Source organism: Microbacterium sp. 1262, from assembly GCF_040544895.1.
GTDB classification, from domain to species: Bacteria; Actinomycetota; Actinomycetes; order Actinomycetales; family Microbacteriaceae; genus Microbacterium; species Microbacterium plantarum.
Genome location: NZ_JBEPKU010000001.1, coordinates 2,056,670 through 2,073,304, shown reverse-complemented (window position 1 = coordinate 2,073,304; position 16,635 = coordinate 2,056,670). Strand labels below are relative to the sequence as shown.

11 protein-coding genes and 2 tRNA genes are annotated in these 16,635 nt (G+C 69.9%); 8 read left to right on the top strand and 5 right to left on the bottom strand.

The features are described 5' to 3' along the window. Positions 1–35: 35 nt before the first annotated feature. Positions 36–1,400, bottom strand: coding sequence for a cryptochrome/photolyase family protein (locus ABIC53_RS09930; RefSeq protein WP_274178359.1), 1,365 nt, complete (start codon positions 1,398–1,400; stop codon positions 36–38). Positions 1,401–1,460: 60 nt separating this feature from the next. Beyond that, positions 1,461–2,651 carry a diacylglycerol/lipid kinase family protein gene (locus ABIC53_RS09925; protein WP_337994954.1) on the bottom strand — a complete coding sequence of 397 codons (1,191 nt, stop codon included), beginning with the start codon at positions 2,649–2,651 and terminating at the stop codon, positions 1,461–1,463. Between the two features lie 115 nt (positions 2,652–2,766). Between ABIC53_RS09925 and serS the strand changes: the two genes are divergently transcribed. From serS to ABIC53_RS09905, 4 genes are all read left to right on the top strand, one after another. Then, positions 2,767–4,032 (top strand): serine--tRNA ligase, encoded by a 1,266-nt coding sequence (gene serS / locus ABIC53_RS09920; RefSeq protein WP_274178360.1) that lies wholly within the window; start codon positions 2,767–2,769, stop codon positions 4,030–4,032. Beyond that, positions 4,029–4,970, top strand: coding sequence for an HAD family hydrolase (locus ABIC53_RS09915; protein WP_103841269.1), 942 nt, complete (start codon positions 4,029–4,031; stop codon positions 4,968–4,970). Before serS ends, ABIC53_RS09915 begins: the two co-directional genes overlap by 4 nt. Before the next feature lie 48 nt (positions 4,971–5,018). Further along, positions 5,019–5,106 (top strand) — tRNA-Ser (locus tag ABIC53_RS09910). Between the two features lie 709 nt (positions 5,107–5,815). Beyond that, positions 5,816–6,619 carry a hypothetical protein gene (locus ABIC53_RS09905; protein WP_274178361.1) on the top strand — a complete coding sequence of 268 codons (804 nt, stop codon included), beginning with the start codon at positions 5,816–5,818 and terminating at the stop codon, positions 6,617–6,619. A 47-nt stretch (positions 6,620–6,666) separates the two neighbouring features. Here ABIC53_RS09905 and ABIC53_RS09900 read toward each other — a convergent pair whose 3' ends face one another. Further along, positions 6,667–7,521, bottom strand: a complete 855-nt coding sequence (locus ABIC53_RS09900) for a hypothetical protein (RefSeq protein WP_354451305.1) — start codon at positions 7,519–7,521, stop codon at positions 6,667–6,669. Positions 7,522–7,827: 306 nt separating this feature from the next. Next, positions 7,828–10,311: an acyltransferase family protein gene (locus ABIC53_RS09895; RefSeq protein WP_323987235.1), complete on the bottom strand. Its 2,484-nt coding sequence runs from the start codon at positions 10,309–10,311 to the stop codon at positions 7,828–7,830. A gap of 110 nt (positions 10,312–10,421) precedes the next feature. On the opposite strand from ABIC53_RS09895, the gene ABIC53_RS09890 reads away from it, so the two are divergent. From ABIC53_RS09890 to ABIC53_RS09875, 4 genes are all read left to right on the top strand, one after another. Next, a complete protein-coding gene (locus ABIC53_RS09890; RefSeq protein WP_274178364.1) occupies positions 10,422–11,180 on the top strand; it encodes a hypothetical protein in 759 nt (252 codons plus the stop codon). 4 nt (positions 11,181–11,184) lie between these two features. After that, on the top strand, positions 11,185–12,825 hold the full coding sequence (locus tag ABIC53_RS09885) for a RecQ family ATP-dependent DNA helicase (protein ID WP_282502053.1): 1,641 nt from the start codon (positions 11,185–11,187) through the stop codon (positions 12,823–12,825). A 270-nt stretch (positions 12,826–13,095) separates the two neighbouring features. Continuing rightward, the gene (locus ABIC53_RS09880) at positions 13,096–14,406 is read left to right on the top strand and encodes an LCP family protein (protein ID WP_282502054.1); all 1,311 of its coding nucleotides are present in this window, start codon (positions 13,096–13,098) and stop codon (positions 14,404–14,406) included. A 92-nt stretch (positions 14,407–14,498) separates the two neighbouring features. After that, positions 14,499–14,590, top strand: a tRNA-Ser gene (locus ABIC53_RS09875). A 59-nt stretch (positions 14,591–14,649) separates the two neighbouring features. Here ABIC53_RS09875 and ABIC53_RS09870 read toward each other — a convergent pair. Next, on the bottom strand, positions 14,650–16,497 hold the full coding sequence (locus tag ABIC53_RS09870) for a KAP family P-loop NTPase fold protein (RefSeq protein ID WP_354451302.1): 1,848 nt from the start codon (positions 16,495–16,497) through the stop codon (positions 14,650–14,652). Positions 16,498–16,635: the final 138 nt, after the last annotated feature.

Sequence of the window (16,635 nt, the reverse complement as noted above, 5' to 3'; positions counted from 1 at the left end):
ACCGTGCGGCCGCCGCGGGCATTCCCGCGCCCGCCTCACCGCGCCCGCTTCACCGCCTCGTACGCCTGCAGCGCCGCCTTGCGGGTCGCCGCGAGGTCGACGATCGGCTCGCGCGCGGCGCTGTCGGGTGCCCACTGGCCGATGTAGAGCCCTCTCGGGTCGAATTTCTCGGCCTGGCGCTCGGGGTTGAAGATGCGGAAGTACGGCGACGCGTCCGCGCCCGACCCCGCGACCCACTGCCAGTTGAAGGCGTTGCTGGCACCGTCGGCATCGACGAGGGTGTCCCAGAACCACTGCTCACCGAGTCGCCAGTCGATGAGCAGGTTCTTGGTGAGAAAGGATGCCGTGACCATCCGCACCCGGTTGTGCATGTATCCGGTGTGCCAGAGCTCGCGCATCCCGGCATCCACCATCGGCACGCCGGTCTCGCCCTTCTCCCACGCCGTCAGGTGTGCGGGGTCGAGGGCCGGCCAGGGGAAGGCGTCGAAGCCTCTCCGCCAGTTCTTCGTCGCGAGATCGGGGAAGTGGTAGAGCGTGTGCCACGCAAACTCGCGCCAGCCGAGCTCGGAGAGGAAGCGCGAGGCGGAGGTCGCATGGGCGCCGGTGCCGCCGCCGGTTTCGACTCCTGCGTGCCAGACGGTGTGCGGGCTCAGCTCGCCCCATCGCAGGCGCGGCGAGAGCAGCGAGGTCGCTCCCGCGCTGGGTTCGTCGCGGGCCGCGTCGTAGGTGCCGAGGTCGTCGTCGAGGAACTCGCGCAGGCGTGCGCGCGCCGCCGCCTCGCCGGGCTGCCAGCGCTCGCGCAGACCGCCCGCCCAGTCGGGCCGGGTGGGCAGCAGCTCCCAATCGTCGAGGTCGTCGCCGGCGGGCGATGAGCGCAGGCCGGGGACCTCGTCCGGCCGGGGGAGCGGCTCACGCGGGGCGGGCAGGTTGCGTGCCGCGTTCCAGAACGGGGTGAACACCGAGAACGGAGTGCCGCTCCCGGTCTTCACCGTCCACGGCTCGAACAGCACGTTCGCCGCGAACGACTCGACCTCGACGCCGTCGGCGCGCAGACCGTCCTTCAGGTCGGTGTCGACAGCACGCTCGGCTCCGCCGTACCGGCGGTTCCAGTAGACGGCTCCGGCACCGATGTCGTCGACGAGTGACCGGACGACGGATGCCGCAGCTCCGCGGCGCAGCACGAGATGCGACCCGCCAGCGCGCAGATCGTCGGCGAGCGATGCGAGCGAGTGGTGCAACCACCACCGTGCGGCGCCGCCGAGCGGGCGGATGCCCGCAGACTCCTCGTCGAGCACGTACAGGCCGACGACGGGCTCCCCGCGGTCGAGGGCGGCGCGCAGCGCGGGGTGGTCGGCCAGGCGCAGGTCGTCGCGGAACCAGACGATCGAAGGCGAGCTCATCCCGTCATCCTGTCGAGCGACCCGGGCGACGGCGAGCGGTTGACAGGGGCGGACGGGGGCTCAGTCGCCGGGCAGCGTGTGACCGGCGGGCACGGCGACGATGAGGCCCCGCGGGTCGATGCGGGTCTGCACGTGCTTCGCCTCGCCGAACTCGTCGCCGTCGAGCTGCACCGGGTGCGGCTCCTGCGGGGCGAGAGCGACGCCGCGGCCTCGCGAGTAGACGACCGCGTTGTCCTTCGTCCGCAGCGCGAGCACACGGCGTCCGGCCCGGAACTTCCGCAGGAAGCTGTTATCCCACGCGACGCGGCGCCACACGAGCAGCCAGCCCCAGAAGCCCTTCGGCTGCATGATGACGACATCGAGCTGGCCGTCGGTGATCGAAGCCTCGGGAATGAGGGCGATGCCGGCCTGCAGCGACCCGCAGTTCGCGAAGAGCACGCTCTGCACGCGAGCCGCGTGCATGCGGTGCCCGTCGAGCTGGTAGACGACGCGGAACGGCTTGGCGTTGACGAGCGAGCGCGTCGCGCCGTCGACGTATGCGACCCAGCCCACCGACTTCTTCAGCTGCGGGTTGGTGTTGGCGATCATGGCCGCGTCGAGCCCCATGCCGCCCATGACGACGAACGCGTGCTTCTCGACCTCGCCGCTCTCGCGGGTGATCCGCGCCCAGCCGACGTCTATCGCGGTCCGGTCGCCGCTGAAGGCCGCTTCGATCATGGTCTCTGGCTCGGTGAGGGGCAGACCGAGGTTGCGGGCGAGCAGGTTCCCCGTTCCGCTGGGGACGATGGCGAGCGGGATGCCGCTGCCGCTCATCTCTCCCGACACGGCACGCACCGTACCGTCGCCGCCGGCCACGAGCACGACGTTGACGCCCGACTCGAGCGCCTGACGCGTGACGTCGTCGCCGAGGTCGTCGACCGTCGTCTCGTAGAAGAGGGGCTCCTCCCACCCGGCCGCCTCGGCGGCGCGGAGCACCTGCTCGCGCAGAGCGTCGCCGTCGACCTTGATGGGATTGTAGACGAGGGCCGCCTTGGGATTGGGCTTCTCCGAGCCGCCCGACATCGGCTCCGTCTCGCCCTCGGGGCCGACGCGGCGTGCCTCGCCGGTCTCACCGTCGGTCGTGTCGGGCGCGACGTCCTCGGGCTCGCGGATGACGTCGTCGGGAGCCGCCGCCTGTTCCGGGTCGGGGGTCTGGGAGGTGGGATCGTCGGAGCGCTCCCGCGAGGAGGTGTCGTCGGACTCGGTCGCCATGGCTACACCCTAGGGGTGGCCGCCCGTGGCGGATTGCCCCTTGCGCCGGACGGCCGCGGCGGTACGGGGTGCGCTGATCCGGCTGCGCGGATGCGGGCGACCCTAGACTTGACGCGTGATCGACCTCGCATTGCTCCGTGAACAGCCCGACCTGGTGAAACTCTCGCAGGTGAAGCGCGGGAACTCGTCGGAGAGCGTGGATGACGCCATTGCCGCCGATCGCGAGCGCCGCGAGGCCATCACGACGTTCGAGCGGCTCCGTGCCGAGCAGAACGCCCACGGCAAGAAGGTCGCGCAAGCGCCGAAGGACGAGAAGGCCGCGCTCGTCGCCGAGGCCAAGCAGCTCAGCGAACGGGTCAAGCAGGCCCAGCAGGCCGTCACCGCCGCCGAGGAGGCCGCCGACGCCGCGCTCGCCCGCATCGAGAACATCGTCATCGATGATGTGCCCGCGGGCGGCGAGGCCGACTTCGTCACGCTTCGCACGCACGGTGAGCCGCCGTCGTTCGACTTCGAGCCGCTCGACCACCTCGCCCTCGGCGAGAAGCTCGGCGCCATCGACATGGAGCGCGGCTCGAAGGTCGCCGGCAGCCGCTTCTACTTCCTCAGCGGCATCGGCGCGCGCCTCGAGATCGCGCTCATGATGCTCGGCCTCGACCGTGCCCTCGCCGCCGGGTTCACGCCGCTGATCCCGCCGACGCTCGTGCGTCCCGAGGTCATGCGGGGCACCGGGTTCCTCGGTGAGCACGCCGCCGAGGTGTACCACCTCGAGGAGGACGACGCCTACCTCGTCGGCACGAGCGAGGTCCCCCTCGCCGGGTACCACATGGACGAGATCCTCGACCTCGAGCGCGGCGCCAAGCGCTACGCCGGATGGTCGACCTGTTACCGGCGCGAGGCCGGCTCGTACGGCAAGGACACGCGCGGCATCATCCGGGTGCACCAGTTCAACAAGCTGGAGATGTTCGTCTACACGACGCCCGCCGACGCGGCGGCCGAGCACCTGCGCCTCGTCGAGATGCAGGAGCGGATGCTGCAGGACCTGGGGCTGTCGTACCGCGTCATCGACGTCGCTGCCGGCGACCTCGGCTCGAGCGCGGCGCGCAAGTACGACATCGAGGCGTGGGTGCCCACGCAGGGCGCGTACCGCGAGCTCACGTCGACCTCGAACTGCACGACGTACCAGGCGCGTCGCCTCGACATCCGTCACCGCCCCGACGGCGGCAAGACCGAGCCGGTGGCGACCCTCAACGGCACGCTCGCCACGACCCGGTGGATCGTCGCTCTTCTCGAGACCCATCAGCGGGAGGACGGCTCGGTCGTGATCCCCGAGGTGCTGCGGCCCTATCTCGGCGGCCTCGAGGTCGCGGAGCCGATCGCATGACCGGCGCCGACGGCGGGATGACGCAGGCGCCCGACGCGCTTCCCGACGAGGGCGGCATCGAGGTCGTCGCGCCGCGCGATGCGGCCGAGATCGTCGAGGACGTCGCCGAGGTCATGCCGGCGGTCGCCGGCGCCTCGCGCCTGATGATCGTGCTCGACATCGACGGCACCGTGCTGCTCGAGGACGAGACGCTCAGTCCCGGCGTGGTGGAGGCGGTCGCCGACGCGCACGCGGCCGGTCACGAGGTGATGCTCGCGACAGGACGCTCGTGGGAGGGGACGCATGGCATCCTCGGCTCGCTCGCGCTGAACCCCGACTACGTCGTGTGCTCGAACGGTGCCGTGATCCTCAAGCGGATCGACGACGACTTCGCCGACGTGCTCGCCTACGAGCGCTTCTTCATCGAGACGTTCGACCCGAGCGAGGTGCTCGGCCTGCTGCGTCAGCACCTGCCGCACGCCCGCTACATGGTCGAGCTGCCCGACGGGCGCCGCCTCTACACCGAGGAGCTCCACGACTGGAACCTGCACGACGCCGACAAGGTCGCTTTCGCCGAGCTGTCGGAGCAGGAGGTGTGCCGCGTCGTCGTGGTCTCTCCTGATGAGACCGACTCCGACTTCGTCGAGCTGGTCGACCGCATCGGCCTGAACAAGGTGTCGTACGCGGTGGGCTGGTCGGCCTGGCTCGACATCGCGCCGCAGGGCGTCGACAAGTCCACGGCGCTCGAGCGGGTGCGCACGTGGCTCGACATCGAGCCGGCCGACGTCCTCGTCATGGGCGACGGCCGCAACGACATCGGGATGTTCCGCTGGGCGCGCGAGCGCGGCGGGCGGGCGATCGCGATGGCGCAGGGCGCGACCGAACTGCTGGCCGAGGCATCCGAGACCACCGTGTCGGTTCAGGAGGGCGGCGTCGCGGCCATCCTCCGCTCGCTCTGACCGGGGCCGCGGGCGGCTAGGATCGAAGCTCAGCGGTTCACGCCGCTGGGAGGGTTGTCCGAGCGGCCGAAGGATCCAGTCTTGAAAACTGGTGGGCAGCAATGTCCCGTGGGTTCGAATCCCACACCCTCCGCCATGCCAGACCAGGCCGCGTTGACAGTATTATTCCGGCGGTGGAATAATACTGTTCATGGGCTTGATCAGCGTGGCTGATGCCGCCTCACAACTCGGCGTCTCGCCGCGGCGTGTCCGCGCGATGCTCGCTTCTCAGGACATCAGCGGCGAGCGCATCGGTACGCAGTGGATGGTGGAATCAGCGAGCCTTCCCTCGTTCGGACGCCGCGCGGGACAGCCTTTCAGTCCACGGGTGGCGTGGGCCTTCATCGCTGTGGCAGAAGGCAAGACTCCGGACTGGGTCTCGCCTTCCGAACTCTCCCGTCTGCGATCGCGATGGCGAAAGTTGCGGGACAGCCCCGACCCGCTGCCGGTCATACGCTCCAGCCTCGCGCGACGGGCGGTTCGGTCGCGGTTGTCCGGCCCCGAGCCCAGCCGAGTGGGTGGTGACCCTCGTGTCATCGCGACGGGGGCGAGCGATCCGCGGGCGGGGATGTCCACGGCCCAGTTCGCAGAAGGGTACGTTCACTCGCTCGATCTTGAAAGCGTCAAGAGGAAGCACCTGCTGCTGCCTGCAGTCGGCCCGGAGAATGTCGTTCTTCGAGCAGTAGATGGTCCAGTGCCTCGCCCTCTGCCCTGGCTCGCCGTCGTGGCCGACTTATCTGAAGGCGGAGCGCGGGAAGCGCAGCAAGCTCTCGTGCTTTTCAGGAAACAGGTGGGCGACGGTTGACATGATCGACTTGCCGACAATGACTGTGGCGCAGGAGCAAGCGTGGCTGACCTTGCTCGACATCTATGAGGAGCTCGCGACGGGTTGGACCATCGTCGGAGGCCAAATGGTGCACCTCTGGTGCGCCGAACGAGGTGTTGCGATGGCGCGACCTACAGACGACGCAGACACTGTCCTCGATGTGCGGTCGGAGCCGGAAATCCTTCGCGTCTTCACCGCCGCGTTGAGCCGACGCGGTTTCGAAGCAGAGACAACCGGTTCAGGAGTTCAGCACCGGTGGCGCAAGGGTGCAGCGGCTGTCGACGTGCTCATCCCTCGGCATCTCGGGCCGGTTGCGGCAAACAGAACTGGCGTTGGTGGCGGCCGGACGATCGAAACGCCTGGCGCACAGAAAGCCGTAAATCGAACAGAAACGGTGCAGGTGCGAATCGGAGACCGTGTGGGAAGCGCGCCGCGGCCGTCTCTTCTCGGCGCCTTGATCGCGAAGGCGGCCGCCTACACCGTCCCGCTCGACCGGAACCGCGCCCGACATCTCGGCGACTTCGCTCTCCTCGCGACGCTGCTGGGACCGGATGACGTTGACGGCCACCCCGGGTTGGACAAGCGCGAGCTCGAGCTGATGATGAACGCTATCGGGCATGCGCGCGCCGACCCGCGAACCTGGCGACATGTGGAGGCCGGATCGGCGGGGCTGGACAGGCTGTCGCTCGTTGTCGACACGGCGAGACGAACGCGTGAATTGAGCGGGACGCGGCCGCCGCCGGATTCCCCCTCGCGTGAGAGCTGGGGCTCTGCCCGCGGATAGCCCCGTTCGGCCGGGCACGGCGACGTACCCAGCCGAACAGCTGACGGTCACGGAAGCTGGAAGTAGACCTCGTCGGCGAGGATTCCCGGCGTCACGCGGATGAGGCCATCAAGCGAGGACGGTACGAGGTACACCTGCTTGCCGGTGTCTGAGGCGCCTGCCAGCAAGCTCGCCGTGCCGAAGGTGGGCTCGACACCGGAGACGAAGTTGTCCCAGGTCGAGATGACGGTGCCGTCCGCCGCGACGTACTCGACCTGGACAAGTGCAGAACTACCGTCGCCGCTCCCCTTGTAGGTGGCTGTCATGTCGAGGATGACGTACTGGGTGCCCTCGCCGGGTTCCGTGTTGAACGAGTTCCCGGCCATCACAGCGTCGTTTCCGTTGCGCTCGAACGAGTTGAGGATCACGTCCCAGTCGTTGTTGCTGATCGAGGCGCTGAACGGCAGGGGGTCCTCGCGCGTGCCGGTAGGGGCGTCGCTCGTGGCCTCGTCGGCCGTTTCGTCCTGCGGCGCGGCACCTGCCGGGGCCTCGTTCACGGTCGTGCTTCCGCCCGTCGCCTCATCGACAGCGTCCGAGAGCGCGGTGGCGACGAAGGTGAAGACGAGGAAGCCGACGATGGTTCCCACGACCGAGACGATGATCGCCGTCAGCCCCTGCCACTTGACGCGGCCCGACAGGCAGACGGCGACGATGCCCAGGATGAAGCCGGCCGGCAGGAGGATCCAGCCCAGGATCAGTGCAGCGGGCACGCACGCGAAGATGAATCCGACGGCGGAGATCGCGAGCGCGACGATGCCGACGATGTTGCGCTGCTTCGTCGGCATCACCCCCGCGGGCTGAGGCGGGTAGTAAGGGGCGGGCTGCGTTTCGGGCGCGCCGAAGGGCGGCGGAGTGGTGGTCATGCGGATCTCCAGATTGAACGGTGTGATGCCACGCAGACACGACGAGCGTCGTCAGGTGGCGCCCCCAGAGCAGCCACGTCGAGCGGGCACCTCAAGCTAGTCCTCCGCTCGCGCTGCTCTGGACGCGCGAGTCGCTGGCGGCCGCCTCCGACGCGACGATCCGGTGCTGCCGACGCCCGGAAACGCGGGCGAAACCACGACCGGCGTCGGGCGAAGGATCTGCCGTCCGTGGCACGTGCCCCGCGCATTACGGCCCGAAGTTCATCCAAACGGATGAAGGCTCCCGTCCGCGTCTCGCTCCGCGGGCTAGAGCAGCCCGCGAGCGGCGAGTTCGGCGCGCAGCGCGGGCACGATGTGCTCCGCGTACGCGACGGTCAGGTGCGTGCGGTCGTACCGCGTCGGGATGTCGCCCGCGAAAGCGGGGCAGACGAGCTCCCAGCAGGTGAAGGGCAGTGAGCTCACCGCGTGGTTGCCGGATGCGGCCGCCACCTGCTCGGCCGCCGACTCCATCTGGCCCCACGTGCTCGAGACGCCGGCCGCGCATCCGTACGGCGAGGCGGCGGGGGAGTAACAGCGCCCGAGATCGGCGCCCTCTGGCGGCGGCGCGAGGTGCACGATGCGGCCCGGCATCCCGTAGGTGTCGGCTTCGGCCTCCTGGGCGGCGAGCAGCGCATCGGCCGAGAGGTCGGCGCCGTCGGGGGTGTGGCCGAGCGTGTACGCGTTCGACATCACGACGAGGGTGGGCGCGTCGGCGAGGATCATGGCGCGGACATCGGCCTTGCGCTGCGGGCATGCCGTCATGACGCCGGCGCCGTCGTTCTGCACCGCGACGTCGGTGAAACGGCATCCGTAGAGGCCGACGGTCGTCACGCGGATGCCGCCGTCGCTGTCGTCGGCGAGCTTGCGGAACGCCGGGGCGTAGGCCATCGCGGTCGAATCGCCGACGAGATAGACGTGGACCGGGGCGTCGGAGCTGCCCGTGGAGCAGCCCGCGGCGGTCGGCGACACCTCGGGCGAGAAGCAGTCGCGAGCCGGGTTGCTCGCCGACGACCGGGTCATGACCTCGTCGAGCGAGGGATGCAGCTGGGGCCACTCGGTCGCGGTCGCGGCCGAGGCGAGCTCGGCCTGCAGGGCGGCGATCGGGTCGCCGGGGTCCGCGTCCGCCGCGTCGCTCGCGGCGTCGGCGGCGCCCGCGGGCGGGAAGGCGACGAGCGATGCCGTGAGGCCGCCGAAGACGTTCTGGACGACGAGCACGACGGCCAGGGCGGCGATGCCGAGCCCGGATGCCGCGAGCAGCGCCGGCGGGCCGAAGCGGGCGCGCCACGCGGCCCAGGGCGCGGAAGCGGGCACCGGCTCGGGCGCAGCGGCGGGGGCGGGTTCGGGGCTTGCGATGGCGCGCGGCGCTGGAACCTCCGGAACGCCCGGGCCGTCGCCGAGGTCCGCGCGGCTCAGCTCAGGAGCGCCGCTCGACGCGCTCGTGGACGTGGCCGAGGGCGCCCCGGGGTAGTACCGCGTCCCGGGAGTCCAGCCCGCGGGGCGGGTGCTGAGCGCGCGTGGAGCCGGTGCTGGAGCGGCATCCCGAACCGGCGCGGCATCCCGAACCGTCGTGGCATCCCGAACCGGCGCCGCAGGGCGGACCGCAGTGGGCACCAGCGCGGCGGCGGCATCCTCGGGCGGCGCCTCGGCCGATTCGCCGCCGACCGGCCGGCCGTACGGCGCGAACCGGAACGGTCGCTCGACCAGGTGGTACGAGGCGACCGCGAGGACGACCGTGACCGCGAGCACGAGCGTCGTCGTGGCATCGCGGGCGGGCAGCAGCACGGCGGCGAACACGATGACCGGGAAGTGCCAGAGGTACAGCGAGTACGACACGTCGCCCGCGAAGACGCTCACCGGGTTCGTCAGCGGGAAGAGGTGCCGATGCCGCGGGTCGCCCGGCACGCCGCCGGCGAGCACGAGCGCCGTCGCGGCGACGGGAAGGGCGGCCCACGGAGCCGGGAATCCGCCCGCCGCGGGATCGATGACGGCGAAGGCCACGATGAGGCCCCCGACACCGATCCAGGACACGAGTCCGCCGACGACGGGCGGAATGCGGCGCAGCAGCGGCACCGCCGCGGCGATGAGCGCCCCGGCCGCCAGCTCCCACGCGCGGGTGAAGGTGGAGAAGTAGGCTGGGACGGCGGCATCCGCGCTCTGCAGCAGCGCCCACGCGAACGACGCGGTGACGACGACCGCTGCGAGCACGGCCACGGCCCCGGTCGCCGCGGCGCCGCGACGACGGGCGGCGGGCAGGAGCGAGACGGCCAGCAGGAGCAGCAGCGGCCAGGCGAGGTAGAACTGCTCCTCGACGGCGAGCGACCAGAAGTGCTGAAGCGGCGAGACCGCGTCGTCGGCGTGGAAGTAATCGGTGCCGACCGCGGTGAATCGCCAGTTCGCGGCGAACCCCGCCGACCACAGGGCGTCGAGGAGCGTCTGCTCGGCGCGCGGGCGATTGAAGACGACGAAGGCGCTCGCCGCTGTGGCGATGAGTACGACGACCGCGAGGGGCAGGATGCGGCGGGCGCGCCGACCGGCGAAGGCGGCGAGGCGGATGCCGCCCGTCAGCTGCGCCTCGCGCAGCAGCGCGCCGGTGATGAGGAAGCCGGAGACGACGAAGAACACGTCGACCCCGACGAATCCGCCACGTGGCCAGCCGACCGCGTGCGCGCCGATGACCGCGAGGACGGCGAGGGCCCGGAGGCCCTGGATGTCGCGTCGCGGCGTCGGGTGGGAGAGCGTGGGGCTGTTCACATGGCGTCCGGAAGGGCGTCCCCGAGTGTAGTGGGAGCGATCTCATAGCGCATCGACGTCCCAGCGCAACCCCTGTGCGCAAGATGCAGGAAATCGAGTTCGGTGGTGCTATGACAGCTCTTCCTCGAGCACCTCTCGCCCGCGTCGCCGGAATGCTGCTCCGCGGGTTCTTCGGCGCTCTGCTGATGCTGCGTCGACCGCGCCCGATCCACGTGCGCGGCACGATGCTGACGGGCACGGTCCGCTGGGTCGGGCCCGAGCGCCGGTCGGGCATCTCGTGGATCGACGAGCCACCGCAGTCGGGTGAGGCGAGGGTCGTCGCCCGACTGTCGCGTTCCGTGGGGCTGCCGGACGCCCTGCCCGACATCTTCGGGCTCGCTCTGCGCCTCTCGGGCGAATCCGCATCACCGGAGGTCGACGCCGGCGACATCGAGTTCGCCTCGACAGGACGGGGCGTGCCGCTGCGCTACGCGCTGCTGCCCCTGCGCCGGCCCGAGCGCGCACGCTTCGGCATCCTGCTGCCCTACCGCGGTCGTCGCGGTCCGGTGCTGCTCTCGGCGACGACCGTGGACGGCGGCCCGGATGCCGCGGACTGGCGGCTCGTGCTCTCGTTCGCCTCACCGCTCGGCCCGTGGCGTCCGTTCGTGCTCCTGCGGCTGACGCGCGCTGCATGGCCCGGCGATCAGCCTCGATTCGACGCCGGACGGCGGGTGCTGCCCGGCGCGCGGGTCTACCCCTGGGTGCGCGCGCTGCGCCAGCCGTCCTATGACCGTGTGCAGCGGCGCGGGCTGCCCGCCGACGACGCGCCTTCCACACCGGAAGCGCCGGCGCAACCGGCGTGCGCTGTGGCAGCGGGCGCGATGGACTGAATCGGTGCAGCCCGACGAGATCGCCCGTGTCGCCCGAGAGTCCTTCGGCATCGAGGAGCTGCGCCCGCAGCAGCTCGATGCGATCGAGGCGGCGGTCGCCGGGCGAGACGTGCTGGTCGTCTGGGCGACGGGTGCGGGGAAGTCGGCCGTCTACCAGGTCGCTGCGGCTCTCCGGCCCGGCCTGACCGCGATCGTCTCGCCCCTCATCGCGCTGCAGGAGGACCAGCTCGCGCGCATCGAGGAGGCACCCGATGCGCCCGACGGCGTCGCCCTGAACTCGAGCCGTGGCGCGCGCGCCCAGCGCGAGGCCTGGGACGCGATCCGGTCGGGAGAGGCCTCGTACGTCCTGCTCGCGCCCGAACAGCTCGCGAAGGATGACGTCGTCGCCGAGCTCGCCAAGGCCGGGGTCTCGCTGCTGGTCGTGGACGAGGCGCACTGCATCGCAGCCTGGGGACACGACTTCCGCCCGGACTACCTGATGCTCGGCGAGGTCTCCGAGCGTCTGGGGCGACCGCCGATCCTCGCGATGACGGCGACGGCCACCAGCCCCGTCCGCACCGAGATCATCGAGCGGCTCGGCATGGACGACCCGGCCATCCTCGTGGGCGACGTCGACCGGCCGAACATCGAGCTGAACGTCCGCCGTCACTCCGAGAAGTCGGGCAAGCGCGACGCCGTGATCGACGAGGTAGTGGAGCTGCCCAAGCCGGGGCTGCTGTACACCGCCACCCGGCGCGGCACCGAGGAGTACGCCGAGGCGCTGCAGGAACGAGGGATCAACGCCGTCGCGTACCACGCCGGCCTGTCGGCGAAGGAGCGGCACGGGGTGCACGAGGCGTTCCACGACGGCGAGGTCGAGGTCGTGGTCGCCACCTCCGCGTTCGGGATGGGGATCGATAAGGCCGACGTGCGCTTCGTCGTCCACGCCGACATCCCCGACTCCATCGACGCCTACTACCAGGAGCTCGGTCGCGCCGGCCGCGACGGCGAGCCCGCGACGGCGACGCTTCACTATCGGCCCGAAGACCTGTCGCTGCGACGTTTCTTCGCGGCGTCGGCACCGAAGCGGGGCGAGCTCAAGCGACTCGTCGACGCCATCGCCGGCGCGACGCGGTCGCGCGCCGAGATCGCCGCGGCCGGCGGGCTGTCGACCCGTCGCGTGACCGCGCTGCTGACGGTTCTCGTCGATGCGGGCGCGATGCGGACGAGTCGCGCCGGGGTCGCGCTGCGGCGGGGGATGACCGTGGAGCGCGCCGTCGACGCTGCGTTGGAGAGGTCGGCCGAGCGGGAACGCATCGACGCCTCCCGTATCGAGATGCTCCGCAGCTATGCCGAGACCCGTCGGTGCCGGCGGGCGACGCTGCTCGGATACTTCGGGCAGGACTACGTCGAGCCGTGCGAGAACTGCGACACGTGCGCGGCATCCGCGAACGACCGAGCGGCGCGCGAGGAAACCTCGGAGGAACGGGGTGATCACGCCGACGGTCCCTTCCGCGTCGACGACGTCGTGCGCCACCACGAGTGGGGTGAGGGAACCGTGATGGCCGTCGAGGACGACCGTGTCACCGTGTTCTTCGAATCGCAGGGGTACAAGGTGCTCGCCACGGAGCTCGTCGCCGAGCGCGGTCTGCTCGAACCCGCCTGACCGCCGGTCGCGACTCGCCCCTGGGAGCGGTTACCAGTCTCGTCCCGTTCCGGCCGGTTGCCCGCTCGCGGCTGGTTAGCGTGCAGGTGAGCACGGCGACATGTCGGGCGGTGGCGGCTGAATGGGGGGCGTCACCGCCTCGCATGTCCGGGGCGCTCACGGACTTTCCAGACATCCGTCCCTATGATGAGTCGGTCACCGGGAGTGCCTGCGCGACGCGAAGAGCGCGCACCCGAACGCACTCCTCGCCGGCTCGTCGAGAGGACACCCGTGAGCGCACGTTCCGATGCGAAGGCGTCGCGGCGCCGTCGTCGTCCCGTCGCCCGGCACGGCCAGCTGCGGTCGCCGAACCCGCTGACCCAGATCCTGGCGGTGCTCGGCGTCATGGTCGCCGTCGTGGTCGTGAGCGGTGTCGCCGTCGGCGGCTTCTACGTGTGGAACGCCACGCAGGTCGTGGCCGACGCCGGCGTCTCGATCGGCGACGACGACTCGCAGCTCCCCCCGACGATCGGCGAGATCGAGGGCGGCGTGAACATGCTCGTGGTCGGCACCGACTCGTGCGAGGGCGCGAACGCCGAGCTCTCGTCCGCCTGCCAGGCGAAGGACACCGACGGTGAGCGCAACGATGTGACGATGCTCGTGCACATCAGCGACGAGCCGCGGCGCGTGACGGTCATCTCGTTCCCGCGCGACATGATCGTTCCCATCCCCGCCTGCACCGGTGAGGACGGCACCCAGTACTCGGCGATGAGTGCGCAGATGCTCAACGTCTCGTACATGTACGGCGGTCTCGCGTGCTCCGTCAGCACGATCGAAGAGCTGACCGGGATCGACATCCAATTCGCCGCCGCGACCCGCTGGACCGGCGTCATCAACATGTCCGACGCGATCGGCGGCGTCGACGTCTGCGTGTCGGATGACGTCAACGACTCTCACACGGGGCTGAGCCTGACTAAGGGCAACCACACCCTCCAGGGCACGGAAGCGCTGCAGTTCCTCCGCACGCGGTACGCGATCGGCGACGGATCCGACCTCGGCCGGATCTCGAACCAGCAGCAGTTCATGAGCTCGATGGTGCGCAAGCTGCAGTCCGACGGGGTGCTCGGAAACCCCACGGCGCTGCTCAATCTCGCCACCACCGCCGTCGACCAGGTCGCCAGCGGGCAGATCAAGCTGAGCTCGTCGCTGTCGAGCCCGCAGCGGATGGTACAGATCGCCCTCGCCATGCGCAGCGTGCCCTACGAGGACATCGTGTTCGTGCAGTACCCCACGGCCTACGTCAACGGCGGATCACGTGTGCAGCCGGTCGAGAGCGCCGCCAAGGTGCTGTTCGACGCGCTCGCCGCGAACCAGCCGGTGCAGCTGAGCGGGTCGACGAGTGACGGCTACGGCACCGAGGTCGTCGGCGAGGCGGCTCCTCCCACGCCCGCTCCGACCGATTCCGCAGCGCCCGCCGACCCGGCGGCGACGCCGGACGCGCCCGCGACGGACGCGCCCGAGGCGGGCGGACCGGTCGTGCTGCCGGAGTCGGTCACGGGCCAGACGGCGGCGCAGGTCACCTGTACCGTCAGCTCCCGGTGAGCCGGGGTGCTCTCCGGCCCTCGATTCGGAGCCTGAGGCAGTCCGGGCTATGATTGCCGGGTGCATCCGCGCCGTCTCGCGTCGGATGCCGTGGAGACGTCGCATAGTCAGGCCTAGTGCACCACCCTGCTAAGGTGGAGTCCCCGTAAGGGGACCGAGGGTTCAAATCCCTCCGTCTCCGCCACGAAAGAAGCCCCGGTCCGCCGGGGCTTCTTCGTTCGCGCAGCGAATCGGGTGTCGGAATCACCGCAGCGATCGCGAGATGTCGTAGATCTCGGTCAACAGTTCGACGACGGAGTCGGACGATGCCAGCGCGGTCACTTCAACGTTCAGTGGGTACCCTGACGGAGATTCGCGCAGGACCATTCCCGCATCACGGACGTGTGCCGGCCCGAGCCCGCGGACCAACGCGTCCCATTCGGCTCCGTGTGTCGCACCGCCGTCCCTCAGCGCGACACGACGTCCGAAGCTCAGCCTGAAGCCCTTGCGGCTGTAGCTCAGTGCCGCCACACGGGGCCGCACGCGAGGTGCGGCACTCATGATCTCCGAAGCGTCACCGGACGCGTAGAGCACGAGGTAGCGGAGCTCCGGCTGGACGAGCCAGCAGACCGGCTTCTCGGCCTGCTGTAGGCGTTGTTCGAGGTTCGCGAGGATGTCGGTTACCGCGGTGGCGGTCGTGGCGCGCGAGCGCTTCTTCACGAGCGCCTCGATCTCCTCCATGGACGCCGGGCGTAGGGCCGCCCCGTCGGCGCGGTCGACCCGCCGCGGCGTCTCGACCGCCGTCACCTGCGTCAGTTGCACCGCGTCTCGGAGCTGGACGAAGTCGGTGAAGCCGTCGGCGTCGCTCAGGTGCCGCGCGAGCAGAGCATGGAAATGAATGAAGGCGGCTTGTTCTCGCAGCGAGATCTCGAGGTCCTCGAAGAGGCGCGCGCGTTGCTCGTCGTCCAGGTCTGACAGCAGGCTCTCGCTGAGGATGTCGAGCTGAACGGATTCCTCCGTGTCGATCTCGATGTTTGTCGAGTACACCGCGTCGACGATGCGATCGTGCAGCTTCGGATACGCGGTTTGAGCGCACAGCATGACCACCATCGTCTGCTCCAGCTCGTGCGTACGATGTGCGGGCGAGACGAGCTTCAAGAGTTCGAAGGAGTTGAGTAGTCGTTTGATCGCACGAGGGTTTGTGCCCATGGTGGCCCGCACGATCTGCACGACCTCTTCGGATGCGCCGGGTTCGAGCTGAAGTGCGTCTCCAATCAGACCGCGGACGTCATACGACCCGACAGGCATCGAGAAGGGCACCTGGATGATCTTGTCGAAGTACTGTCGCGCTTTGCGAGGATCGACGTCGTTTCCGTACTTGACGCGGACTCCCCGGACAACCACCTCGAAGTCGACGGCGAGCACGAAAACGCACTGCTTGACCTCGAAGAAGAGCTTCAGACTCTCCAGGATCTCGATGGCGCGCCCCGGCTCCACGCGATCCAGATCGTCGATCAGGATCACAATGCGATCGACCTTCTCGCTCTTGCAGTACTGCTCGACGGCGTCTCCGAAATCCGCGCGGATGCGCTTGAGCCGAGAGATGTAGTCGGGTTCCCCGTCAGGAGTTGCGGCGTCGGTGAGTACCGTTAGGGCGGCATCCATCACGCCCTCCACCTGAGCGAACTTCGCCATGGACTTCGCGCCGCCGACAGCCACACCGGTGGCGAGGGCGCCCAGGAACGGCAAGAGCTTTTTGGCCTTCTGAGACGCCGTGGCGATAGGGCGGAGGATCGCGTGTGCGAGCGAGAAGACGAGCGATTCGCCGAGATCGAACTGAGAGTAGAGCCACGTGTTGAATTCGATGACCTTCACGGCACCGGCGGCGGCGTCGCGGGAACCGGCGAGGCGGTTGCTGATGAAATTGAGCGCCGTCGTCTTGCCGGTTCCCCAGTCTCCTTGAACGGCGATCGTCATCGGGGTTTGGCAGCGTCGAACAAAATCCGCGAGCCCATCGTAGTAATGACCGATTCCGAGTTGGTCGCTGCCGCTCGACGGGTCCAGGGGAAGGTCGATATATCCGATTTCGTTTCGGGATGCGCTCTGTGCCACGCTCGCAGACTAGCGAACCGCGGGATGAGATCTGATTCCGCCGCGGGGGTCGGGATCCTGACCCGCGACCTCGGGTCGCGAGGCGTGGATCTGTGAGGCCCCAGCCCGAGCCGGCCCCGGCCCCGGCCCGGGCGCGCC